This window comes from Paenibacillus violae (genome assembly GCF_032461945.1).
GTDB lineage: Bacteria > Bacillota > Bacilli > Paenibacillales > NBRC-103111 > Paenibacillus_E > Paenibacillus_E violae.
In genome coordinates, this window is record NZ_JAWCUD010000011.1 from 57,337 (window position 1) to 82,340 (window position 25,004).

The following is a 25,004-nucleotide window of genomic DNA, read 5'->3' on the forward strand; positions in this document are numbered from 1 at the left end:
GTACAAACACCTCTTACACAACTAATCTGCCCTTTTCTTAAATGAAAAAGAGAGCCGCTGCCGACCGGCAATCTGCTCACTGATTGTTAAACTATAGTACTAATGTTAGACACTTCTAATTCACTGATACGTCTGCTTACCTCTAACCAATTAGACGCACGATAAACCATATCAATCTTCACAAACGTATTATACGGCTGTTCAAACAAAATAACTGGAATATTCTTTTCGGCAAATTCTTTTGCATAATGGGGGGCATCATCTACTAAAACACTAACCTCGGAATCTATACACTCCTGGAGCTTATTCTCTGTGAAAGCTATACTGGTATATCTAACCCCATGATATTTAAGCCAATCAATAGTAACATCTCGAAAAAGTAAAGGACGAGCAGTAATAGATTTGATGACAAAGAGATAATTCCTGTAATACTTCTACTGCATGAGGAAAAGGCGATGAGTTCCAATGAATATCATGACCATATTGATAATAAACTTTTTCACGTTCTGCATTATCCCACCCATATAACCGGTAAAAATAAAAATCGTTAACATCTTTAGGGCTATACGACAAACCAGAAGCCTTATTATAAAAATGCAAATAAGACGAAGTGGCATCAAGAACTGTATTATCTAAATCTATTCCAATATGCATTTCTTTCACCCCCCACTTTTGAACATCCCATTCATTGTTCAATTACGACCTAAAAAACATTCGTTATCGGGTTTCGATTCCCTCCCGTCTTCATGCAAATCTGCCCGTTAAAGGGGAAAAGGCAGCCGCTTTGTATCGGCTACCTCCACTGGTGTTTATAAGTTATAGTTCCACGTTAAACTGTACCTATCTCTTCCCTACCTTCCGTCGGGAAAGAGATAATGTAATCATTCAATATTGGGTTTGATTTTCTTTCCGCTCTCATTATAAACTGTATTCCCTCCGCGAACCGTGATCCAAATCTCGTTATCTGTGTGGAGATCGGCTTGGAGCCCTCGGGTCGTTTTAGGAAAAAACAGCAAATGATTATCCGGAATCGAGGTTCCTGGCTGAAGATCCAAACCTGCAGTCAGATCCGGAATACCTTCTTTATCCGTAGCCACAGCCACTGTTTTTCCCATTCGTACGATCATTTGGGAGCCCGGTTTTCCGTAAATCGTTTGCTCCCCAACCAACTCTACATTAGTAATGCGATTTATGTTCTGAATCGTTAACAATGCCTTAATTCCTATGATTAGTGCAGCGATTGCAATTATTGCAATAATGCCCCCGCGTAAATAAGTTAGTTTCATATTAACGTTGGCACCCTTTCTTTTCTTACCATTGGTGATACTAAAATGTAGTTCCTCTAATAATTAATAAAATTGCTACTCCTCAAAGTGTAATTGATGGGTATAAGAGGAAGCAAGTTCTATGTACCTACTTCATATTAGTGCTTCTCAATCTATTATTCTTTAAATTCAATAAGAAAAGGATGAGTTTGCTTGCTTAAAGCCATATCCACTCTGTCCATGAAATTCACCCAAGTTATCAACGTGTGTTTGGGGACTCTTGAACAAGATTACCTAACTATCCATATCCATGTCCGATCCCTCGGGAAATGAGGGCATAAATCGAAAAAGCCGCATAACATGCGACTTTTAAATGTAACCCTATTCTTGTCACCAGACAAGTTTATCTTTGCTTTCTGAATTTATGTACTTCTATTATCAATTCTATTGAACAAAAAGCCACCGTCAAAATACCGATAAAAGACAGAATATAGAGCATGCATCTAACAGTAAGATAAGCAATTGGCATGCTATCGAAAAGACTTTTTATTGTACTTAGAGCAATAGAATTATTTAAGAAAAGAAGGAGTACTCCAGCTACTATCCCGTAAAGCAAATTTTTTTTATGATCCATAAAATGCCCCCTATTTAAGAACAAGTTGATCTTTGATAGGTTGTTTATACAGCTCCAATCTTTGGCCAAGCCAGTTCGATGCCATTCGCCGTCAGTAAAGCTTGAAGCTCTTTGAGCTTTGCTGCGTCAGCGCGAACCTCACTTGGGGTCATACCTTGATCCAAACAAAAAGCGGCCGTATAGCCTGCGGACTCCCCGATATTCCATTCAACGGGATGAAGCCTGTAGCAGCCATTGGTAATATGGGTTGTTCCTATATTTTTGCAGGCAGCTAGCAAGTTCGTAACCTGCTTGGGAATCAAACTTCCTAATGGAATCTGAAAAGGCAACGAAGATATATCGAGGAAATTCCGTCCCTTCATACTCGGATGCAAATCGATACGGTAACATCCGATGCCTACGCTGTCCGGGAACTCTACTGCCCCTTGATCGCCTCGTATAGCTGCGCTTATATGCTGTTCCAAAACCGTAAATTCCGCTTTGATTCTACGTGATTCCCGAATATACGGTGCCTGTGCCATGCCATCAGCGGTCCCGACGACATCCGGACGCAGCCTCAACCCCGGATAGCCCACTCCCCCGTCAGGCCGCGGAGCTTCCGTCTGCAGCCAATATAACAATGAAAAGCTCAGTTGTTTCGCTTGATGCAGATGCTTTTCAGCCAACTGTTCAGGTACATCGTAAACATTGCCAAGAAAATAATCGTTCTGCGCCCAGTTGACTAACGAAATGTCCGACGTGTAAGCCCCCGCCGCGAAATTCGCTTTATCCACAATTCGGCGATAGATAAACAAAGGATATTTATCCGTACCGGGAAAAAGCGTTTCTTCTGTTGGTTCCAACGTCTTGGGATCGGGCGATACCCAATTCAACTGCAGATTCGGCCAAAACGGTGCTTGAATTGAACGCCAGAACTCGTAATCTTCGGGTTTATCTATGACATGATTCTCTCCTTCGATGTAATCCATCGCAAAGCAGTAAGTAAAAGCTTGTATATCATGAGGATCTGCGGGACCCTCCAAGGCATGAGGTTCGTTTGTTTCTGACTTCGATTCTGCCCCAGTTACGTAGTCGACTTCCGCAAGTGGCAATACATCCCCACATTCCGTTGCATCAAGAAAATAAGGCGCATGAACAGTCAGCTTTTCCCCGTTTTCGCGTTTGACAGTAACGGCTTGGATCTCATCGCCATGTCTACACGCTTTCACGATTTTACTTCGTGTATGGATGGTAAGTTTCCCGCTGTTAACGAACGGCGCGAGCATCTGCTGCAATACGGCATGCGTGACACGTGGTTCGGCGCACAACCGGCTTACTCCACCATTTCCTGGATTCAAATAGTATGCCGAACGCCCATACTCGGATAACGGATAGTGTTGACGGTAGTACTCTCTGACCTCGTCGCGAAATTTCCGATAGCTTCGCGTACAGCCGAATTGCTCGATCCATTTGTGCTCGTCAGGCGGTACGGCCTGACTTGTCAACTGACCGCCAATCCAGTCGTATTCATCGGTCATATACACATTTTTGTCCATCCTACAGGCAGCTAGAGCTGCAGCGCACCCTCCTACTCCTCCGCCTATTATTGCAATATCTACATGCAAATCTCGTTCCACTTTCACCATTTAACGTTTACCTCCTTCATCCACATTAGTAAAATTAAGCCTATTCAATAGACGGATGGGATCTTCTTAAAGTTGCAAAACGGGAAAAAGTGCAGCTAATTTGTTCATTACGAGCTGCTATCGATCCATTAAATGTAAATTATCCTGCTAATTACTCAAGTTTCATACGAAATGATGCGAATCGATTGAAACAACCGCACAAACTCCCGTTATTTCATCAAAGCCCTACTCCGCGCCATTTTTAGCAGTAGGAATTCCAGATACTCCGTGAGCGAACATCAATAAGACGAAAGCTTCGCCTACCCCATAACCCAAAACATACTAGGATAGACGACTTCGTTGTCCATTAGGACGAGCGCGTTTGTCAAGGTAGAGCGAAGCAACAGTAAAAATCTACAAAAAAAGCCTTCGCCCTTAAAAAGGATGAAGGCTTTTGCTCTATTTCGTCCTCAAAACCGTAAATTCTTGCTGCCATAAAACCCTTCCGCCAATCTCAAGTCTGGCCCGTAGCTGATTCTGCCCGACCTTCAGCGGCTTGGCAGCCTGGTACTGGAAGAAAGCCATGTCCCACTGAATGGGTGCAACCCATTTTGGATAGGCCTGAATGGCCTCTGTCGGTTGAGCTCCTATCTCCTCGACAGTCAACTTGGGTCTTAACTCAGGTGAAGCACCGGCTGGGAGCTGCTGGGTGCTGTCTCTGAAAGCTACATTGAGCACCATCTGATCTAAATCAACGGATGTGGGAATTGCAAGAGCAGTCACCTTGTACGCCTGAAGTGTGAATGTAAGGGAGTTATCAACCTTAGCAATAAGAGAACCGAACAAGTTCCGTACATCCGCTTCGTTCAGATAGATCTCTCCGTTTGACGAGACCTGTGGTGCTGCCGTCAAGTTAACTTGCTGAACCTTTTTTCCATTCCAAAGTGTTGTCGCCTGCAAGGAGCCAGCCTGAATGCGGAAACCATTACCGAAGTTGGTGTTTTGGTATGTGGTCCAGCCTCCTGACTCACTTTTGTCGTAGCGGAAACCTTCGGACAGAAAGGGAATGGATACATACCAAGCGTTATCGCGTATATATCCCACTTGTCGATCTTGAAACTTAAGCTCGTCGCCATCAATCTTCGCACTATTGTAATACAAAGTGTAGAAGGACATGTCTATAGCCGGATCAAACCCTTCACCCACAATATGATCTGTGTATGGATTTAACTTGAACCAGACAAGCCCGACATAAGAATCAATCTGGTACCAACGGTTCCCTAAGGGATCATCCCAATAACGAATCGGGTGAACAATCTGAGGCGACGCTTGCGCAAATTTATACCAGTTACCTGTGGGATAGTTCATTAACTGCGCATTGGATTTCAATTCAATGGCCACGTCTGTCGGTTTGGCAGCAATAGGATCGGCAAACTGTTTATTCACCCAACCATCCCCTGCCGAAGTATGAACATGATACCAGATGGGTTCATCCGGTGTGTTCCCATAGGGATTGTTATTGATTCGCTCGAACACATCTACTTTTTGAGGCTGAAGAATAGCCACCTCTTCCCCATAGGAATACGGTTGTGCAAAAAGCGTTGTTCTTGTATCCAGCGCCAAGCTTTCTTGGGATTCTTCAATCTTCGCGCCTCTGTAAAACATCCACTGAACTCCGCTCATTGTCTCCACACGATAGCCCGTGCTATTGAATGGCGAAATGAACTCTGCTGTTATTTCCCCAACACCTTGCGGAATGCTGCTTACGTTCAAGAAATATTCTTTCTCCGGCACAACACTCCGCAGCGTACCAATACGATTAAGGGGAATTTGAATCCATTGATCACCGAGCCAGGTGGTATGGATCTTCAGCCATGTCATCGTGTTGTAATCGAAGTTCTCGGCAACAAACCACCTTTTCGCAGCAGCCACTACTTCGACATCCTGTGGTGCCAATGAACCCGTTGATGGTGAATCGGTATTCGGGTTGGCGTACATCAGCGTATTATCCAGCAAAGATATTTGCTTCGGAGGAGCGACATCTAACGCTTTTGAAGGCACATTGATCCACTTATCGCCAAGCCAGGTGCTGACTTTCCACCAATTATACGTTTCCGACCATGGCATGCCTGCCTTGACTACATGCACCTCCTGAGGAGCCAGATAGCCCTGAGGTGGCCCCCCGGAATCTTCGTATTTGTCATAATAAGGAACGTTGCTCAATAACTGAATAACGGCAGGCACTCTACCTGATTCGGGGACCTCCGAAGGAAACATTTCGTGCTGAAACTCCGGCTGCACACTTGGTATGGGCTTCCAAACAACAGTTGGTCCTTCCGCTGAAGCGTCGAAAGCACATGTCATCATGACTTGCGCTCCAACTACAGCCGCAATGGCTGCTTTTTTCCAGCTCATTGGATCACACTCCTATCTCAAGTTAAACCTATATCTGGTTATACTCGGTATGAGATCCAAAGTTTTCATTTTCTATGATAGATATAAATTATCGATGTTGTTCATATTTGTTTGAACGAGTCAATCTCTGTAGCAGAATGATCTCTTCTTCTCTAAGGGGAGGGGCCTCTGCAACGTCGATATTTTCCAACAATTGTTCTAGAGAGCTAGCCCCAGGGATGGTCACAGCCACCGCAGGATGCGAAAGCACATAGCGAATGGCAAGCTGACTTAAACTACGGTCATTTACATTGGCTGAATCCAGTAATTTGGGATACAGGCTGCTAAGTGATTCTCCTGTGTAGTCAAGGTAATCTCCCTGAAGCCGCCGTCCGCAATTTGACAGAATTCCTTTCGCCACTGGACCACGAGCGATCATACTGATTGAATGCTCGGTAAGCCAAGGCAGCACCGCTTCCTCTGGTCGTCGATCTAATAAACTATATTGACTCATGACGCTTATAATCGATGATCGCTTCGTATATTCACGAATGACATTTGGACGAATCGAGGATATACCATAATAGCGGATAACTCCCTCTTGTTTCAATTGTTCAAAAGCTTCGATCGTCTCGTCGATCGGGTCTTCAAGCGTACCACCATGCAGTTGATATAAATCAATATAATCCGTACCCAGCCGTTTCAAGCTTTCTTTAACCGCGGAGAGTATGTACGCTTTGGAGGCATCCCACACCCAGCCCTCTTTGCCTGGAATTCGTCTGTTACCGACTTTTGTAGCTATAATGATTTCCCCACGATTGCGACCTTGAATCGCTGAACCCACGATTTCTTCATTAAGACCTTCATCGTACAAATCGGCCGTATCTAGAAAATTTACCCCACGTTCCAATGCTGTATGAATCATGGAAATTGCATGCTGGCGATTAGTGCCTAACGACATGCAACCTAATCCTATTTCGCCGACCATGAGCTCTGAAGTACCTAATCTGTTTCGTTTCATCATTTTGTATCCCTCCTCAATATGGATCAAATCTCTCCTCAATACTAGTTATCATATACAATTTTTAAATCGGTTTACAATCACAGCCAATACAATGACCGTTTCAGCCTTTTCTTTATTGTCTGCGACACTCAAAAGTCAATACCCTTTGTGCACAAACGCCCACTGCATTGCATATGGTGGAAGCAATGCAGGATCTCATTTCAAAGGAGATAACTTTATGTGGAATAACTTCCCGCCATATCAAGATAACAGACCAGGGATTTCGAACCTTTTACAATGTATGAATAAATGGGTGACCATCCAATTAGCAGATGGGACTAATTTACATGTATATGTAACTAATGCTAATTTCAATCTTGCATCAGGATTTTTAACCCACCAATCTTATAATTCCTTAATCTGCAACGGGTCTGCCATTCAAAACTCCCAACAAGCAGAGGCCTGTAAAGATCAATGGGTAGAGCTTGTTCTTCCCAATCATATTTCACTCTCGTTTTATTTAACTCATTTTGATGATCATGTGATCGGGGGCAGCTTCCAATCGAATCAGCTTTTCGGACTATACAACCTTGTCGCTTCCGTTCAATGTTGAATAAGGATTTTATACCTTCTGAGAAAACCTGTTTCTTCGGAAATATCCATAATCTTCATTTTGGTGCTTGCTAACATTTTTTTGGCGTCATTCATCTTCATTTCTATGATATATTCATCAGCATCTTGCTTGCATGCAGCTTGATTTCTGAAATCGACTCGCCCCTCATAATCGCTTGCAAAGAAATCATGTAGGTTGCGTTAACTTCCTCTACTTCATCTTCGGTTTCAAAGATTTCCCGGTGAGCATCAATCACTAATTCCAGAAAGCGGCCTCGTATAGTGATGATGGAAAAAATGAGCGCAGGCCTTTACGAAGAAGCGCGTGATCTTCAATATCGCGCCAATGAAGTCACTGAGACGTATTCAAAGGCCGCAATCGGAAATTTACCCGGAATCAAATTGTTAATCGAAGAAATTTTCCAAATTCCTGTTGGTTACTGCTCACCGACCGGCCCTTTTCACGGAGTGTATCATACAAGCGATACAGCGACTGAACTTATCGAGACTTACAGGAAAAATATCCTGGTTAACGTATAACTGCAATTAGGTACATACGTCCAATCAATTACTAATTAGCGGACATAATCTATACCGTAGTTACAAATTACCAGGAAGGAATGAGACAATATGGGAGCAGTAGGTTATGGAGCAAGTTGTGCAGGTTACGGTTCAAGCGCAGCAGCTATTTTGGTTCTCTTTATTCTTTTGGTAATCATCACATCTGCATTTGTATGGTAATTTCTTAACCAACACAAAAAGAAAACGGCCGCTAATAAAATGCGAGCCGTTTTTTTCTTTTCCTGTTGCTTTCTTAGTATAAAAAGTCACGAGTGGGAGGTCTCGAGAATTTTCCCATGTCATGAAAATAGGTACATACGTCCAATCACACGGCGCTTATCTAACATATCTTATACGGTAGTGATAAATCACCAGAAGGGAATGAGTAAAACATGGGTGCAGTTGGTTATGGTGCAAGTTGTGCAGGCTACGGTTCGAGCGCAGCAGCTATTTTGGTTCTCTTTATTCTTTTGGTAATCATCACATCGGCTTTCGTATGGTAATTTCTTAGTCCAACCCAAAAAACAACGAGAAAAAACGGCCCCGAATTCAAATTCGGGGCCGTTTTTCCCCGTTATTCCTAAGCAACACGCCGAACACACCGGCTATTTCCTCTTTCAAAAACGGTTCTACGGCCAGATCCAAAACCAAGAGCCTCTTACTGTTCCGTTCCAAAACCTGTACAGCGGATTGCAGATCATTCGTTTGTAACGTCACGTCACAAGAAGGGATTTCAACACTGAAAGGCAACTGTTCGGCTAAATGTACAGCCGGTACCTCCAATACTTTTGATGTGGGGGAAGCAAGTATGTTTTGTGCCTCCATCAGAGCCTGTTGTAAAGCATCCCGTAATGCCACGGTTATATTCAAGCCTGCACAGCCATACCAACGATCACTTGTACCGACCCATATCACAGGGAATCCATATAGTTCCTCTCCCAAACCAATCATTGGCGCTCCCTTCATCGTTGTCAAAGCCTGCAAATAAAACCGGCAGTATTTATCTTCTATGGTAGACAACTGTACTCGGAAGACAGCTGGCAATTGATGGGCCTGTCGCTTGTCCAGTAGCTCCGCCAAACTCCTTTGCAGCCCTCGGCCAATGCCTTCCGCGACGGTTTCTCCCGCTCCGACACCAATAAATTCTTCCTGCCCGAGCAGACCGGCCATGCGAGACACATACACTTCAATCCCGGTTAACCCTGCTTCCCGCCTCGCTCCTTCATGCGTCAAATCTGCACAAATCATGTCTGTCATAAGCTTAGCCGGACCTTCCGATAGCGGATCAACGGCCTGAACACGACACTGAGCAAGCGGTAACTGCTTCAAGTCTCCCTCCTCCCAAAGATGGAAAATTCCTGATTCCGCCGATGTCAGCCGGCCAAAGTAAGGAAGCAATCCGCTCTCCACTTTGCTTGATCTTCGTTCGAACTGTAATTCGAAATCGTGAATCCACTCCGCTGCGACACGTCTGTTGACAAGTGGATGAGGCAGGAAGGAATGCCAGTTTCCTTCTAGTGTCTCCAGATTAAGCAGGAAGAATTGATTCCTTTGTACCGCATCGTTCGCTGCCGTCATCTTTTTTAATAATTGAAATACGACTACATTCGCTAACATTGCTCCGGCAGTAGAAGAAAAGTTGTGACGCTGAGGATCTTTATAAATCGCAGATTCGTGAAAGCGGCGAAACGCTGACTCCCAACATCCCTCATCGTCGTGATGCACAAGTGGACCCGCAAGTCCCACCTGCTGCAGACCTACTCCGGGAAGAAACAGCTTCTTCTCCTCCTTGCAAATAGCATGAAGCATTCGCAGTTCTTCGATATTCCCCTCCTGTGATACATACAAAATGGATTCAAATGGCCTCAGTGCCTCTCGCCAACCACGTTCTCCTTCCTTCTCAAGGGTAACTTCCTCTATGGTTATCTCGGGGTCTATTTTACGGCTATGTGCCACCCGTTCTAACATCCGTTGCCGATCCGTCGGCACTGAGCCAGAGATTAACACATGAATCTTGGTCGCTCCGGAAGCAAGCAGCGCAGAAATGAGCGAAATCAAAAATGGACCAGAGCCGATCGCCAATACGTTGGGCTTGAAATTTATCATTTTCTTCCTCCTTTCTAATTCCCGATCTTTTCCAACCCTTCACAAGTAATTTTATGTATAGCTATTTGTCCCTCATGATCCAAAGCGCACATATATTCATCATCACACAGATATAATGAAATCAACTTAAAGAAAGTGGTAAGCAACTCAACGTGAGATGAGGTGTACGGCATGAATGCTATCCTATCCGTTGTCGGGGAAGGTTTATTGGCTGACTACGTATACGGAGAACTATTGGACCGTTATGAGGTCGTTCGGCAGTCAGATTTCACTTCAGAAATACCGAAATCGGTAAAATTAGTGGTCGTGCTGCACGATGACTGGCCTTCCTCCGGATACTTCGAGGTTGAAGAGATTCTGCAGCAGACCGGCATCCCATGGTTGCGAGGCTTTCTTTCAAGGGATGAGGGCATCGTCGGTCCGCTCGTTCGTCCGAGCATCCCAGGCTGCTCCCAATGCGCGGATAACCGACGGTTCACGGCATCGCCTGGGGACATGCAATGCGTCAGCACTTCGCCTTCAGGAATTAGGCAAACAGCTCACTTGCTGATTGCAGAGATAGAGCGAGTGCTGCAGGGCAGCCGAGCTTACACGGAGGAGCATATGTATATCGTTAACCTGCTCACGCTGAATAACTCGCTCCATTTCATTCTGCCTGACCCGCTCTGTGAGGTGTGCGGCAGCTTGCCCGACGATTCATCGGCGGCGTCCACCATTTCGCTCAAGCCGAGACCTAAAACAAGCGCCAACAGTTACCGCAGCCGTTCAATAGACGACTTGAAACCACATTTGGTTAAGGATTATATAGATTCGCAGACTGGCGTTTTTAATGCCAAGATGCTTGACCTTGAGTCGCCGTTTGCCGGGGCGGGGGTCAATCTGCCTTCCTTTCTGATGGGAGATGAGGTAACGGGAGGGCGCAGCTTTTCTTATGCGGAAAGCGAATTGACCGCGATCTTGGAAGGATTGGAGCGACATTGCGGGATAACCCCCCGTGGTAAACGTACCGTAATCTACGACAGCTTCAACCGTGTTGCAGATCAAGCGCTGGATCCCTCCACGGTTGGGTTATATTCGAAGAAACAGTACGCGCAGCCTGATTTCACGTTCGAACCGTTTGATCCCGATCTCCCGATCGATTGGGTATGGGGCTATTCATTCGTTCGGCAGTGTCCGATCCTTGTTCCGGAGAGTCTCGCCTATTACAGCTCGGGATTCGGCAGCGGATTTGTCCAGGAAGGCTCCAACGGATGCGCGTTAGGCGGAAGCTTGGAGGAAGCCATCTTGCATGGGATTTTGGAAGTGACGGAGCGCGACGCGTTCCTCATGACCTGGTACGCGCAGTTGCCAATCCCGCGCCTGGACCCCTATTCCGCTAACGATCACGAACTGCTGCTCATGCTGTATAGGTTGCGCGCAGTAGCTGGATACGACGTACATTTGTTTAACATGACGATGGAGAACGGGATTCCGAGCATTTGGGCACTTGCCAAAAGCGTCTGTCCCGGAAAGATAAATCTTATCTGTGCTGCGGGAGCCCATTTGGATCCTGTACGGGCTGCGAAAAGCGCCATTCACGAATTGGCCGGCAGGTTGGTATTCCTGCAAGAGAGATTCGAAGCTAGCCAGGAGCATGTCAAGCAAATGCTGGACGATCCCTTTCTCGTGTTGCAAATGGAAGATCATGCCCTGCTATACGGTTTGCCACAAGCAGAGGAACGGCTGCATTTTTTGCTGGACGGACAGCGCCCTCTCAGAACGTTTGACGAGGAGTTCAAGCGTAGAGCACATCATGCGGATCTGACTGATGATCTGAAGGACATCATCGAGGTGTTTCGCCGCTTGAATCTCGATTTGATCGTGGTGGATCAGTCGTCGCCCGAAACCTTGCGAAACGGATTGCATTGCGTAAAAGTCCTGATTCCGGGCATGCTGCCGATGACGTTCGGACATCATTTGCAACGCTTGACGGGGCTGAAGCGGGTCCTTCAGGTGCCTGTGGAGCTGGGATATGCGAAAAAGCCGTTGAAGATTGGCCAGCTTAATCCGCATCCGCATCCATTTTTATAGATCGATAGGACGTGAAGTTTGCCCCTCCCGACTGCGAACTAAATCACACAAACAAAGGACTGCCACAAGGCAGCCCTTCTTAAGGTTCTTCTCACTTTAATTTCGATACTTTTCTTTTGAGCTTGGTTGGACTATCGTCAATTGGACTTGAACCATAAATCATTGTTATGTTAATAATTGAAACCGTCGTGGCATGGTCACCCGTCACGTCGATGCCAGAACCCCTGAAACTTCTAGTTATTTCAGTGGGCGAAATGTTAATCATATCGCCGTTGATGATGGTTCCTGAATTCGTGTCGATATTTAAGGCACCGATAATAGATTGTTTCCGCATCAACATCTCAGCCCCTTAATCTTCATCTTGTCCTTATTATATGTAAACTTGACCATTTTGCTTGGTTGTGTGAACCTATCCAATACCTATTTTGCTTAATCGGTCATTGGACCTTTATTGACTCAACAAAAGCTTTCAAATCAATAACGCTGTGTTCCACTCGCGCCTGCTCAGCGGCAAATGCCATCATATGGCTTTGTACGGAATGATAGGCTGCCGTAAGGCCCTGGCTGCTGCCGTCCTCTCGAACCAGCTTGAGGAAATCTTTGATCAAACCTGTGTCTCCGCCACCGTGTCCAACATGGCCCCCGGCATTCTCGAAGGTAATTCGCTCCACTTTCCCGCTGCCGAAATGAATCACTTCTATTTCTTGCTTCTCCAGCGAACCGCGAATTTCGCCCTTCGTGCCCATGAGCTTGATGGTTCGGCTAACGTCCTTGGTGAACGCACTCATCGTGAATGCAGCCGTTGCGCCGTTTGCGAATTCTAAATTCACCACTTGATGGTCAACGACATCATTATCACAGTGATACACGCAGCGGCCATAAGGCCCTTCCTGCAGCGCTTTCAAGCGAGCCTCATAGCTGAGATCATCGCTAATCGCAGACGTAGGCCAATGCGTATTATCCGTCAAATACTGTTTAGGCGCATAGTACAGACAGTCGTCCGCAACCGGGCAGCCGTCCAGGCAGCGAAGCGGCGCACCCGCCGGCGCCTGATCGGAAGTAAAATGGGATAAAGAACCGAAGGAAGATACACGTACGCAATCCGAGCCTGCTAACCATAGCAGGATGTCCAAGTCATGGCACGATTTGGCCAGAATCATCGGGCTGGAGTCCTCTTTTCTGCGCCAATTTCCTCGTACGAAGCTATGGGCCTGATGCCAATAGCCCACATTTTCATTATGGGTAATCGACATAAGATTCCCGATGGAACCGCTTTCTAACAACCCTTTGATCGTGGAAAAAAAGTTCGTATACCTTAAAACATGGCAAATGGAAAAAACGCGATTTGATTGAGTGGCGATCTCTCCCATCAACACGCATTCCTGCGCATCAGGAGACATCGGCTTTTCCAAAAGAACGTGATAACCTGCCTTCAAAGCTTTAATCGTTGGTTCATAGTGCTGCTTATCCTGCGTACAGATCAGTACAGCATCCGCCAGCTTTGGCGCTGCAAATAGATCGTCCCAGCTCGTGAAACACATGTCTTCCTGTAAACCATGCCTTACTTTAAAATTCTCTCTGCGCTCCTTATTAGGTTCAGCTACAGCGGTGACCTCAAGTTCATGCGGATGCTGCAAGGCGTATTCCAAATAATTAACACCTCTTAAACCTGCTCCAATTAACGCAACTTTCACCTTTTTCATCTGCCACATGTCTCCTTTGAACAACTATTCATTTACTCTTTAACACTGCCGACCGTCATGCCTTTAACGAAGTATTTTTGAGCAAAAGGATAGACAACCATAATCGGCAAAGCTCCCATAAAAATTTGTGCTGTCCGCAGTGTCTTCTCGCTAAGATTCTCCATTGCTTTCAATTGCTCGGCAGAAACTGCTGTCATCTGCGAACTCATCGCTGTAATCAGGGTAGAAAGATACGTTTGCAGCGGGTAATTTTCAGGCGAATTCATATAAAGGATGCCGTCGAACCAAGCATTCCAATGGCCAACAATGGTAAACAACCCGATCGTAGCGATGGAAGGGAGCGAAACTGGCAAGTAAATCTGCCATAGCATCTTCCAATGGCCGGCTCCGTCAATCGTTGCCGCTTCTTCCATTTCTTTGGGAATCGTTCTGAAAAAGTTCAGCATGAGAATCATATTCCAAACATTTAATGCGCCTGGTAAAATAAGCGCCCAGATCGAATCCATAATCCCTGTATTTTTCACAATGATATACGTCGGGATAAGTCCTCCGCCAAAAAACATGGTAACGGCAAAAAACCAAACATAAGGTGTTCGCCATGCAAACTGATCTTGCGATTTGGAAAGAGGATACGCCGTAATGAACACAAGCAGCATATTCACTACACTGCCGAGCGCAACCCGCTTCACGGATACCCACAAGGACCGGAAAAATTCCACCTTTTCACCCAGATAGACATACGCATCCCAAGAAAAGCCGACAGGCCAAAGTTTCACTTCGCCAGCCATTGCTGCCGTGTTCGAACTAAGTGAAACGGATAGCAAATGCACAAAAGGTATGATACCCAGTACGGTGATTAGAGTTAGCAACAGCACATTGAACACGACAAAAAGCTTCCTGCTTAACGATTGCTTATAGACCACACTACATCCTCCAATTGTCTAAAATATTCTGTAATTGTTGTATTTGTAGGCAGCATAGTAAGAAATAGAAACCAATCCTAAAGAAATGATAGACTTAAATAAGCCGACTGCTGCTGCAGGCCCGAATTGCTGACTGAACATCCCAAGCCGGTATACGAATGTATCGATAATATCTGAGCCCTGATACACAGTCGGGTTATACATGAGTAAGATTTGCTCGAAACCAGCATTTAAAATATTTCCTAAACTCAATACGCCCAGTAAAATAAGCATCGGCGCAATACCCGGCAGCGTAATGTGAAGCATTTGCTTCCATTTTCCTCCCCCATCGACCTCGGCTGCTTCGTAGAGACTCATATTAATGCCCGTGATAGCAGCCAACATGATGATCATGTTATAGCCCATCCCTTTCCAGACATCTGAGCCTATGATAATTCCCCTGAACCAATCGTTGTTCAGCATAAACAAGATTGGCTTTAAACCCATCAGCGATATCAAACCGTTAACGGGTCCATTTAAGGAGAACAATTCAATAATGACGCCCCCCAGTACCGTCCATGACAGAAAGAAGGGCAGAAAAATACTCGATTGAATCAAGCCCGAGAACCATTTTTTCGTGATTTCATTCAACAGCAGCGCAAGGATAAGAGGCACAAGCAAAAATAAAATCATTTTGAATAGGGAGATCAGAAGGGTATTCCATAGAACTTGATTGAAATCCGGCAAATGAAACACATAGGTAAAGTTGTCAAACCCGACCCATTTGGACTTAAAAAATCCAGACAACGGCTCAAAATTTTGGAAAGCCATAATAATGCCAGCCATTGGACCGTAAGCATATATAAGCGTCAAGATCACTCCCGGCACTAGCATGAGATGCAGCGGGAAATCTCTACGTAATGTTCGCATAGTGGAATGCCCCTCCCTTTCCTCGGTGTGTAGAAATAGAGCGGGAGAAGTTATTGACCCGTAACTCCCCCCGCTATTTCAACTTGTTTATTTTTTTACCGTGCTATACCACTCATTAACTTCTTTCGTAATTTGGTCGCCGCCCAGCGTCTTCCAACTGGTTACAAACTTATCGAACTCGTCAAGCGAACCGCCTAACACAATCTTTGTAAATGATTCCGACATTAACTTATCCAACTGGCCGCCTTTTTCAACTTGCGTCGGGGTAGGGACACTGTAGAACTCGTTGTTAACGAACGCTTTATTTTCGCGAATCTGACGCGTCAGCCCCCAGCCGCCTTCTTTGGCTGCACGACTGTAGTACTGGCCCCAATTGACGCCTTTGCTTGCATTCGTCGTATTGTTAGCGAGGAAGTCCTGCGTCGCTTTGAAGACGTCCGCTACGTTTTTGTAATTTTCGTCATCGAGCGTAATCTCATTTTGTTTGGCATCGAGAGCTTTGTTGACTTCCGTGTAGATCGTATCGATCTGAGCCGGATTGTAGATTCTCGGATTGAACCAGTTATAGACATAACCATTTTCCGCTTTATTCTTTTCGATGTATTTCTTTTTACCCATTTCAATGTAGAAATTGATCATTTTAATAGCAGCTTCCGGATTTTTCGCATTCTTATTCACTGCAAATACTTTATTGCTGCGCAATGTCGGAACAAGTGACTTCCCAGGTTTTCCATCCAGTGAAGGGATTTGAAGCGCGATCCAATTTGCATTTGGATCTTTGTCCACGTTCAAGTTAAGCGGCCAGTTCGGGTACCACCATTCGCCGTAGGATATACCTACTTTGCCGGCCGTGATATCTTCTACCGCTTTATTCTCATCCTTCAGGGCAAACTCTTTATAGAAGATGCCTTTTTGATACCAAGACTGCATTCTAGCCAGTGCATTCTTTACTTCAGGTTGAATAAGTCCCGGCACTAACTTGCCATCTGCGCCTTTAATCCAAGCGGACTGATTATCGCCGACAGAAGGGTAAGCTCCGAACCCGTTAAATAAGCCCCTAACATCAAATCCCCAGAAGAAAAAGTTCTTTTGCATCGCGATTCCATAGGTATCGTTTTTCCCATTCTTGTCCGGGTCGCCTTTAACAAAAGCTTCAGCGACTTTCTCAAGCTCATCAATCGATTTGGGTGGCTGAAGCTTCAGATTGTCCAACCAGTCCTTGCGAATCCAAAGCAGCTGCGTTGAAAGGAAAGGATCTTCGAAAGCAGGAATACCAAGCTGCTTACCTTCTGAGCTGAACGTTTTCATGGCGAATCCGCCGTCCGACTCCATATACTTTTTGAGCGCAGGGGACGCGTACTGTTTGTAAGCTTCCGTCAAATCAGCAAGCATGCCCTGTTTCTTTAACTTCTCATAATTTTTCTGATCGAGTTCCAAAATATCGGGCAGATCTCCTGAAGCCATGGATAGAGCAAATTTTTGCTCAAACTGACTTGAAGGTACAGTCCATTTATATTTAACCTCGATATTCGTCATCTCTTTTAAATCTTTAAAATAGGCGTTCTTATCAGGTGTAATCCCCTGCTGTGTTCTCGGATCTTCCGGCGGGTTGAATCCGAGTACTTGTGTAACCGTTATGGGCTCAGCGTACTTGCCTAACGGATCTTGCGCAGAACCAGTACTTGTGCCAGCTGTCGCTTGCGCAGGAGAACTCGGTTTGTCGCCAACTTGATTGCTGCAGGCGGCCAACAGCGAGAGGGCCATCCCTCCTGTCAGAAGCAGCTTCACTCTTGGATTACTTTTCATAAAACGCTTTCCCCCTTTATGATTAGCAATAGGTTTTTCATTTGTTTCCCTACGTTTTTATTGTAAAGGTAAACGGAGAAAGCAAACAATTTCAATTCTTTTACATTGCTTTAACTTTATTTACTTATTGTTTTACTTATTGTAAATTGCGAAATTCTTGAGGTGAGGTGCCCGTCATTTTCTTGAAAAAAGTCGTGAAATAAGAAGGCGAATCGAAACCTAACTTGGATGCGATCTCGTTCAATTTCATCTGCGGATTGGCCATCATGGCTATCGCTAATTCCAGCTTGGTCGATTGAATATATTCCATCAGATTGCGGCCTGTAATTTGTTTATAATAGCGGGATAAATAAGAGGGATTAAAGTGTACCTCTGCTGCTATGGCTGTAAGCGACAAATCGCCCGAAAGATGATTCTGGATATAGTGATGAATTTGTTCAATCAACAGCATTTGAGATGACATCATCTCTGCCTTCATGCCCAGATCAAGAACAACCATCTCTTGTCCCAGCTGAAATCTTTTGAGGATACTCGTACGGGCAGCCTCTACTTGCTCATGAAGATGCTCCCACTCCTTCACTAAATTTCCTGACAGCGCAAACGAGACGGAAATATTCAAATTCTCTTCGCAGTCATTCTGCACCGCTTCCAGAATACTTTTCATATAACCAACAATGCCCTGCCAGTCCACTTCATGTTCCTCTACCGTGAACCGGGCTATTAATTCATGATCCGGTTGAAGCAGCCAAACAAGTGTGTTCGCATCATAAATCGCTTGTTCGCCATGAATGGATACCGGTAGATGAGTATCGAAGATCTGTTGCACCGCATGCAGCAGCTTCGATTTATGGGAGGGAGATTGCTCCTCCAGACGGTTAATCTGCCCTGCTATAAAAAAGGCTGGCTGCTCTATCTTCACCCGAAACTCCATCTCTGCGTATCGAGCATTCGTAAGAAGCGAAGTCACCGGCTCACCTAGCAGCAAAGCTTCCAGCATTTCTTTCTTGAGCAGTGGCTCAGCGAATTGAGCGTGCATCAGTGCTTTTTCCTCCAACATGCTATGGTGATTTTCTTGTTCTAATTTATCGATAGCCCTCTTAACAGCCTGAAAAATCGGTTCGATACCTTCTGTCTTCAGAATATAGTTCTCCACATTCTTACGCATGGCTTCGTAGACGTAGTCAAATTCACTGTAACCAGTCAACAAAATAATCCGGCAAGAAGGCCAATAATACACAATATCGTCCATTAGCTGCAGACCGCTCTTCTGGGGCATTCGAATATCGCTAACTACGACATCAAGCTTCGTTTTTCTAGCGATTTCGAGTGCTTCTCTGGCCGAGTAGGCTTTGCAAACCTCAAGCTCGAAATCCGCTTTTTCCTGAAAAAGTAGTGCCAGACCATTTACAATAGCCGGCTCGTCATCCACAATAAGCAATCGGTACATGATCATGTCTCCTTGGTGAAGTTTATTATCAGATCTACTTGCAAGCCTCCGTGTTGGCTTCGGGAGACGAATACACCACTGCCCGCCCCATACTTCAGTTGAAGTCTGACGTTTACATTCGTCATTCCCGTCTTCTCTTTTTGTTCTGCACTGTTCGCAAGTTTGGTGCGCAATTGCTCAAGCTTCTCGTCCGTTAGCGACTTCCCGTTATCTTCCACCGTAACACGTATGCCTTGCTCCCGGTAGTCAACACAGAGGTAGACGATTCCCTGCATCGTTCCGTCTTCAAAAGCATGCTCGAAGACATTCTCTACAATGGGTTGAATAATCAGTCGAGGTACCAGTACCGACTGTATGGGATCCGTCATTTCTGCATATTCATAACGGATGCGATTGGAAAACCGGATACACTGAATTTCGCAATAATCGAGCGCATGTCGATACTCCTTAAATAAAGGCACCTCATCGGAGCCGCTCCTTGTGATGTACTGATAGTAGCTCCCAAGCTTCTGCGAAAGCTCAGCAGCGGTATCTGAATCCCCCGTTTTACACATCATGTAAATATTAAAGAAACTGTTATATAGAAAATGCGGGTTAATCTGTGATTGCAGCTGCTTCAATTCAGAATGCTGAAGAGCGATTTTCTGTTCATAATTTTCCTCGATCGAGCGCTTCAATCGATACGCCATCCGGTTAAAGCTGTTAAATAAATAATGGAACTCATCTTTTCGCTTTGACTCAATACTCAAATTCAAATTATCTGTTTCAATCATCTGAAACGCCTTGGTCAGCTTAGAAAGCGGTTTATGAATCATGAAGTGGATAGAGAAGGAATAAAGAAGAAGGACCGTAATGGTGATAGCGAAGATCGCGTAAAACCAAGTAGTAAACTGACTCAGCTTGCTTGTCAGTTCATTCTGATTGACATACATAACCAGCGACAAATTTAATGAACTGACTTGACTGTGCGTGATGAAATAGCTTGTGCCATTTATTTTCTGAATGATGGGTTTGTTCGCATTTCGTTCACTCTGTTCCTCAACAAGCGACAGCACCGTAGGGATAACATCCGTGTCTTTTGTAGTAGAGAGTATACTTCCCCGTTTCCCCTCTCCCAGCAGAACTGCTGACTTCTGGTACAGAGCCGCAATTTGGTTCAAGGCCGCCAATAGCTTACTTTTAGAAATTTCAATATAAGACATTATGCCTGAATTGTTTTCGCTTTCAATAAATAACATACGATCTCCGAGTCTATAAAAAGAAGGCTTTGGCGTGGTTTCCATTAACGTGGAGATCATCCTAAATGTATCATTCGGCGTATTCTCGACGCCATTCATCATGGATATCATTTTGCCCACTGACTTGATATACACCCCTGCATCGACCACATAATCGCTTGAGCTTTGCAGCGTAAGCAGGCTGTCTTTCACTTGATCGATTAGTTGGACCTCTTCAAAATTCTCAATCGTGCCGCCTACAAAACTGAGCTTCTGCAGATCGCGATTGTTCATGAACAGCAGCTGTTGGTTCCGAATAAAATATAACTCATTATCAAGCTGCTTCGAATAAAAGGACGCGCCGGCAACCGCCGATTCGGATATTTCATCCTTAACAAAAGCTAGCCCTTTGTAATTCACTCCTATATTCATGACGACCAAAGGAATAAGCAACACGATAAACACGATAACAATCTTCTGATAAACGAGCCATCTGGATCTGCCAGCAGCCTGCAGCTTCATATCATACCCCCAGCATTATTGTTAAGAAATGTATGTCTTTCATTATCATACGTTTTCATGTATCTATCAACAGCCAAGCGAAAATGAAGAAGCCAACGGTTTCATATTATGGAGAGCTAATTAAATAACAAAAAAACCGAAAGACTGAGATCAATACTCATTCTTTCGGTTTTTGTTTAATTGGCCTGAAGGATTACCGTTCGAACTTGACTGCATCAACCCTCGTATAAATCATATCAGCAGGAAGGGTTGGCGGATCTACTGTAGTCGGAGTCTCTCTAGTTAAACGAACATACTCGCTGCCGTCCCCTGTAAAGTCAAACGTTCCAAGATTAACCCAACTCGATGTGCCGACTGTTGCATCGATATACGTGACCTCGGTAACGGACTGATGTTTCGACCCTTCCGTCGAGTACAACCCAGTCGTATCCGTGCTGTCGACGATAACCGTCAGATCCTTAATTGTTATAGCCAATGTTGGTGTTGTTAAGGTCACTCCATCCATCGTAACAGTGGCCCACACCGTGATATGGTCTGTGGCTCCATCTAGGCTTTGTAGGGTTAACAAACCGTTGCTGTCCACTTCAGCAAGATCGGTTCTATCAACAAAATACTGCACATTGGCATGTGCCAGATCACCGATCAGACCGTTATTCAAATAACCGGTTACACGCAGTTGAGCAGCTCGAGTCATCTGCAGTTCGTCCTGGTTCGACAAGATGGCCACCGACTCATCAACGGTAACCGTCTCGGAGCCCCCGCTATAATAACGGCTGCACCACCAACAATTTCCCAAGCTGGATCACCGTTTGGTTGTACCAATCCAGATGCTGCTGAACATGCTCTTTACTTCGTTCATTGCCGGATGCCTCAAACACGGCTGCTTTATCTGTCTTCTCGTTATCGATTTCAAAGCGAACCGTATGGTTCCCATTCGGAAGCTCCGGTAAGAAAACATACTGATTCCGATTATGGTCGTTATACGGTGTGAATCTGTCGACAAGGAACGATTCCCCGCCATCCACAGTCACCTTCAGCCTGCCGGAATCAGGTCCCCCAATATCGAACAGCCCGATGTGAGTTCCTTGGAACTGCACCGTGATAGCCTCTCCAGGATCGACTGCTCGCCATAGTCCTGAGAACAACCAATCGTACTTGCGGGCCAGCGCAAAATCATCGGGAGTCACGAAGGACCATCCTTCCGATAAATGGGCATGGTCATCCAGCGACAACATTGCGGCGTACTCCCATGGATTGGCTGGAACCAGGGGGTTCTGAGGCAGGTTATGTTCAAAACTACCCGAATTAACCCCAAGTTCACGAATCCGCTCAAATGACCGAGTGATCGTATCCGTGTAAATCCGGTGCCCTTCGGGAATTAACGGATGGATCGCATCATGCGTAAAAACAACGACCCCGGGAAAGGACTCTCCTGATCTTGCCGTGAAAACAAGCTTTCCATCCGACACCAAGCGACTGACCGATACACCCAGATGAATCGAAGGAATACCGTAATAATCAGCCACTTCCTCTTGCATAAGAGCTCCCTTCTGGTATTCCCCGGACTGAAATCCTACGACATCCCGCTCCTTCAACGTATAAACGAACAGGATATCTATAAGCCGGCTCCGCTTGCGAATTTGACGAACAATTCCTTCAATCCGCGCCTTGGACTCTGGGACTCCGCCATCGTTACCGACAAACTCCACAAACACGAGATCAGGCTCATGACGAAGCACATCCGTCTCCAAACGGGCGCAGCCCAAATCAGATCCAGTTCCGTCAATGCCTGCATTCACAGAGCGGATATCCGCGTTGGGATATTGTCCCCGAAGCCAATCCGTCGTCATGACTCTATATCCTTCAGAACGCGTATTACTGCCGCCAAAATAAACGATTGTAACCTTTTCCCCATTTTTCAACTTCTGAATGATATTAGGTAACCCTCTTCGAGAGAATAATTCCTTCATCGCGACTTCACCTGACCTCACTTATCGTTTTGGGAGCAAACAATTTCACAGCAAATACTTCATGATAAGGCGAACCGTGCGTTGCAGAGAAATGAATCCGGATTCGGGTTACACCTTTCAAATCCACTTTATGTTTATTCAACGTGAGATAATTTCCACGGATATCAATTTTCCTTACGGTTTCGTCTTCTAAGGTTAAGGTCATATCATAGTCCTGGATCAGGGACTCAATCGGATCGTCAAAATGCTCCAAGTCCAGTTGTGAATTAAAAACAAGATGGATTTCATCCAGATTTTTAGGACTGGCAAAACAGAATTCCAACCACTCCTGCCCTTCCGTACATTTGGAAATCCAGACGTTCGGCAGACCATAAGGTCTGGAGTAGCCATTGATGACATTTTCGGGGTTATACATATCCTGGTATGGCAGCAGGTCCTTAAAGCAAATGCTCTTGTTGAATTTCTTCAGCCGAGACGGCTCTTCCGGCTTATAATGGAAGCTGACTGCTCCTGTTATTTTCTCTTCATTACCGTATACGGCAAGCCTCTCTGTACCTTCCAGCACAATGTAGATTTTGTCGTCCGCCGGCTTCGTGCAGCCCAGGTTTAACGTAATCCAATCGTCATAACCGGCTGCAATAGCCAAGCTGTAGTCTTTCAACGCCCTGGTGGGCATATAGTTTTCCTTCCGATCTCCACCAAACAACTTTACAAACAACGTTTCCGAATGTTCGGAACTATTTTTAATTTTGACCCGTACGCTTTCCGCCTCGGATGTCTGAATCGGCAAGACCAAACATAACCCTTGCTCCAAGGGAATCGCTTCGGTTGGATGAACATTGTCATAGCTGCGCTGAGACGAGGAACGAATATGTAATCCATCAGCGAAGTAAGGATCCAGCTCCTCTTTAAGCCCTACGATCGTTTGTCCGTCTCGAAGCAGCAGCGCCTGCAGCTCCCCCATATGAGCTCGGGCGATGTCTACGGGGTCTACCTGATATTTCAAGCATAACGAAGCCGCGGTTCCAACTGCCTGCCCCATGCAGCCGCAAGTTGCCATTACCCTTGTCGATCCGAAAGCAACATGAGTAGCACTTATATTGCGACCAGCGAACATGAGGTTAGGTATATTTTGCGAAAATAAACTACGGAACGGAATATTGTATAAGCCCGGCACGAAGTTCCACGCTGTTGCCGGCCCCTCATCGTAGATGCCCTTAGCAGCATGTAAATCCATATACCAGCCCCCAACGGATACAGCATCTTCGAAATGCGGCTTCATTGTAAGATCGTTCTGCGATAACATGTAATTCCCAATAAATCGCCTGGATTCCCGTTTTCCCGGAATCGGGCACACATAATCCAAGATGAGATTGTCCACATCATCAAATTGACCGCTATTTTTGATATAATCCCAAATCCCGTAAACCAATTTCCGCAGCTCTAGAGCAATGTCTTCATTGTTTGTAATAACATCCATATGCCCGCCGTATTCCAGCCACCACAATCCGCCGAGCCCGTTGATTTTTCTAGGAAAAGCCCGATGGTTCAAGCCTTTTCTGATACTATCGAAAAAGGGCAACTTCGTAATATCATACGCAAAGCCAGGCCTCTTGTACGGAACATGATACTCTACATCGCGGGCTTGGAATAGGATTGTGTCTCCCATGGTGTAGTGATCCGCCACTTCAGGAGCCAGGTCCTCCTTGTACTCATGCTTCGCTTCTCTTCCCCATCGAAAGAGAGCACCTGCCTGATATCCGACAACTCCGTCTCCGGAACAATCGATGTAGGTTCGGCTTTCAAACCGGAATTTCCTTTCAGAAGCCAATTGAAGGCCTTCCACCCACTTGATTCTGCCATTCTCCATTCCCGTTTCATGCACGCATGTATTCAGAAATAGAGAAATGTTAGGCTCATCATAAACCATATCCAACAAGACCGTATCCGAAATCGAAAGCATAAGCTTTTTGTTATATAACGGATTATAGTGGAAAATTTTCAACTTGAGCTCTTCCACCAACCCGCCCTCACGCGCATAATAGGAAGGACTTTTGCCGAGATAAGCCGACCCGTTGATATGAACCCTAACTTCGCTGCTGGCATTTCCCCCAAGAACCGGCCGATCATTGATAAGTGAAACTTGCAGCCCTTGACGAGCGGCAGCAATGGCGGCGCATAGTCCAGCAATTCCTCCGCCAACGACGGTCACATCCGCTTTAATTAGCTCCATTTTGATAACCTCCATGATAAGATAC

24 protein-coding genes are annotated in these 25,004 nt (G+C 45.4%); 5 read left to right on the top strand and 19 right to left on the bottom strand.

Translation table 11 applies throughout. The features are described 5' to 3' along the window. Positions 1 to 86: 86 nt before the first annotated feature. The 7 genes from RQP52_RS36535 to RQP52_RS26585 form a co-directional block, all read right to left on the bottom strand. Entirely contained in the window at positions 87 to 407 is a 321-nt protein-coding gene (locus RQP52_RS36535) for a 5' nucleotidase, NT5C type (protein ID WP_394358176.1), read from the bottom strand. Then, entirely contained in the window at positions 358 to 696 is a 339-nt protein-coding gene (locus RQP52_RS26560; RefSeq protein WP_315954638.1) for a hypothetical protein, read from the bottom strand. Before RQP52_RS26560 ends, RQP52_RS36535 begins: the two co-directional genes overlap by 50 nt. A 185-nt stretch (positions 697 to 881) precedes the next feature. After that, positions 882 to 1,286 carry a hypothetical protein gene (locus tag RQP52_RS26565; protein WP_315954639.1) on the bottom strand — a complete coding sequence of 135 codons (405 nt, stop codon included), beginning with the start codon at positions 1,284 to 1,286 and terminating at the stop codon, positions 882 to 884. A 382-nt stretch (positions 1,287 to 1,668) separates the two neighbouring features. Further along, positions 1,669 to 1,899, bottom strand: coding sequence for a hypothetical protein (locus RQP52_RS26570; RefSeq protein WP_315954640.1), 231 nt, complete (start codon positions 1,897 to 1,899; stop codon positions 1,669 to 1,671). Positions 1,900 to 1,943: 44 nt separating this feature from the next. Further along, positions 1,944 to 3,524, bottom strand: coding sequence for an FAD-dependent oxidoreductase (locus tag RQP52_RS26575; RefSeq protein ID WP_315954641.1), 1,581 nt, complete (start codon positions 3,522 to 3,524; stop codon positions 1,944 to 1,946). A gap of 438 nt (positions 3,525 to 3,962) precedes the next feature. Further along, entirely contained in the window at positions 3,963 to 5,918 is a 1,956-nt protein-coding gene (locus RQP52_RS26580) for a hypothetical protein (RefSeq protein WP_315954642.1), read from the bottom strand. An 88-nt stretch (positions 5,919 to 6,006) separates the two neighbouring features. After that, entirely contained in the window at positions 6,007 to 6,918 is a 912-nt protein-coding gene (locus RQP52_RS26585) for an aldo/keto reductase (protein ID WP_315954879.1), read from the bottom strand. Positions 6,919 to 7,138: 220 nt separating this feature from the next. On the opposite strand from RQP52_RS26585, the gene RQP52_RS26590 reads away from it, so the two are divergent. Then, positions 7,139 to 7,513 (top strand): hypothetical protein, encoded by a 375-nt coding sequence (locus RQP52_RS26590; protein ID WP_315954643.1) that lies wholly within the window; start codon positions 7,139 to 7,141, stop codon positions 7,511 to 7,513. 103 nt (positions 7,514 to 7,616) lie between these two features. Here RQP52_RS26590 and RQP52_RS26595 read toward each other — a convergent pair whose 3' ends face one another. Beyond that, on the bottom strand, positions 7,617 to 7,769 hold the full coding sequence (locus tag RQP52_RS26595) for a hypothetical protein (RefSeq protein WP_315954644.1): 153 nt from the start codon (positions 7,767 to 7,769) through the stop codon (positions 7,617 to 7,619). Between the two features lie 25 nt (positions 7,770 to 7,794). Between RQP52_RS26595 and RQP52_RS26600 the strand changes: the two genes are divergently transcribed. The 3 genes from RQP52_RS26600 (at position 7,795) to RQP52_RS26610 (ending at position 8,576) form a co-directional block, all read left to right on the top strand. Further along, positions 7,795 to 8,052 (top strand): hypothetical protein, encoded by a 258-nt coding sequence (locus tag RQP52_RS26600; RefSeq protein ID WP_315954645.1) that lies wholly within the window; start codon positions 7,795 to 7,797, stop codon positions 8,050 to 8,052. Between the two features lie 90 nt (positions 8,053 to 8,142). Beyond that, the gene (locus RQP52_RS26605) at positions 8,143 to 8,253 is read left to right on the top strand and encodes a YjcZ family sporulation protein (protein WP_163954161.1); all 111 of its coding nucleotides are present in this window, start codon (positions 8,143 to 8,145) and stop codon (positions 8,251 to 8,253) included. A gap of 212 nt (positions 8,254 to 8,465) precedes the next feature. Then, positions 8,466 to 8,576 (top strand): YjcZ family sporulation protein, encoded by a 111-nt coding sequence (locus RQP52_RS26610; RefSeq protein ID WP_163954161.1) that lies wholly within the window; start codon positions 8,466 to 8,468, stop codon positions 8,574 to 8,576. Positions 8,577 to 8,622: 46 nt separating this feature from the next. Here the strand turns inward: RQP52_RS26610 and RQP52_RS26615 are convergent, their stop codons facing one another. Continuing rightward, positions 8,623 to 10,179: a bacteriocin maturation protein gene (locus RQP52_RS26615; protein ID WP_315954646.1), complete on the bottom strand. Its 1,557-nt coding sequence runs from the start codon at positions 10,177 to 10,179 to the stop codon at positions 8,623 to 8,625. Positions 10,180 to 10,350: 171 nt separating this feature from the next. Here RQP52_RS26615 and RQP52_RS26620 point away from each other — a divergent pair, with 171 nt between their 5' ends. Continuing rightward, positions 10,351 to 12,249 carry a TOMM precursor leader peptide-binding protein gene (locus tag RQP52_RS26620; RefSeq protein WP_315954647.1) on the top strand — a complete coding sequence of 633 codons (1,899 nt, stop codon included), beginning with the start codon at positions 10,351 to 10,353 and terminating at the stop codon, positions 12,247 to 12,249. Positions 12,250 to 12,340: 91 nt separating this feature from the next. Here RQP52_RS26620 and RQP52_RS26625 read toward each other — a convergent pair whose 3' ends face one another. The 10 genes from RQP52_RS26625 to RQP52_RS26670 all read right to left on the bottom strand — a co-directional run bounded on the left by RQP52_RS26625 (position 12,341) and on the right by RQP52_RS26670 (position 24,979). Then, a complete protein-coding gene (locus tag RQP52_RS26625; protein ID WP_315954648.1) occupies positions 12,341 to 12,583 on the bottom strand; it encodes a spore germination protein in 243 nt (80 codons plus the stop codon). A 103-nt stretch (positions 12,584 to 12,686) separates the two neighbouring features. Further along, entirely contained in the window at positions 12,687 to 13,952 is a 1,266-nt protein-coding gene (locus RQP52_RS26630) for a Gfo/Idh/MocA family protein (RefSeq protein WP_315954649.1), read from the bottom strand. Between the two features lie 32 nt (positions 13,953 to 13,984). After that, positions 13,985 to 14,875: a carbohydrate ABC transporter permease gene (locus RQP52_RS26635; RefSeq protein ID WP_315954650.1), complete on the bottom strand. Its 891-nt coding sequence runs from the start codon at positions 14,873 to 14,875 to the stop codon at positions 13,985 to 13,987. Between the two features lie 18 nt (positions 14,876 to 14,893). Continuing rightward, positions 14,894 to 15,784, bottom strand: coding sequence for an ABC transporter permease (locus tag RQP52_RS26640; RefSeq protein WP_315954651.1), 891 nt, complete (start codon positions 15,782 to 15,784; stop codon positions 14,894 to 14,896). A gap of 87 nt (positions 15,785 to 15,871) precedes the next feature. Beyond that, positions 15,872 to 17,590 carry an extracellular solute-binding protein gene (locus tag RQP52_RS26645; protein WP_315954652.1) on the bottom strand — a complete coding sequence of 573 codons (1,719 nt, stop codon included), beginning with the start codon at positions 17,588 to 17,590 and terminating at the stop codon, positions 15,872 to 15,874. A gap of 136 nt (positions 17,591 to 17,726) precedes the next feature. After that, complete coding sequence (locus RQP52_RS26650; RefSeq protein WP_315954653.1) at positions 17,727 to 19,037, bottom strand: response regulator transcription factor; 1,311 nt, start codon at positions 19,035 to 19,037, stop codon at positions 17,727 to 17,729. 2 nt (positions 19,038 to 19,039) lie between these two features. Further along, complete coding sequence (locus RQP52_RS26655; protein ID WP_315954654.1) at positions 19,040 to 20,776, bottom strand: sensor histidine kinase; 1,737 nt, start codon at positions 20,774 to 20,776, stop codon at positions 19,040 to 19,042. A gap of 193 nt (positions 20,777 to 20,969) precedes the next feature. After that, on the bottom strand, positions 20,970 to 21,572 hold the full coding sequence (locus RQP52_RS26660; protein WP_315954655.1) for a carbohydrate-binding protein: 603 nt from the start codon (positions 21,570 to 21,572) through the stop codon (positions 20,970 to 20,972). Then, on the bottom strand, positions 21,538 to 22,746 hold the full coding sequence (locus RQP52_RS26665; RefSeq protein ID WP_315954656.1) for a GDSL-type esterase/lipase family protein: 1,209 nt from the start codon (positions 22,744 to 22,746) through the stop codon (positions 21,538 to 21,540). Before RQP52_RS26665 ends, RQP52_RS26660 begins: the two co-directional genes overlap by 35 nt. A 7-nt stretch (positions 22,747 to 22,753) precedes the next feature. After that, complete coding sequence (locus tag RQP52_RS26670; protein ID WP_315954657.1) at positions 22,754 to 24,979, bottom strand: FAD-dependent oxidoreductase; 2,226 nt, start codon at positions 24,977 to 24,979, stop codon at positions 22,754 to 22,756. Positions 24,980 to 25,004: the final 25 nt, after the last annotated feature.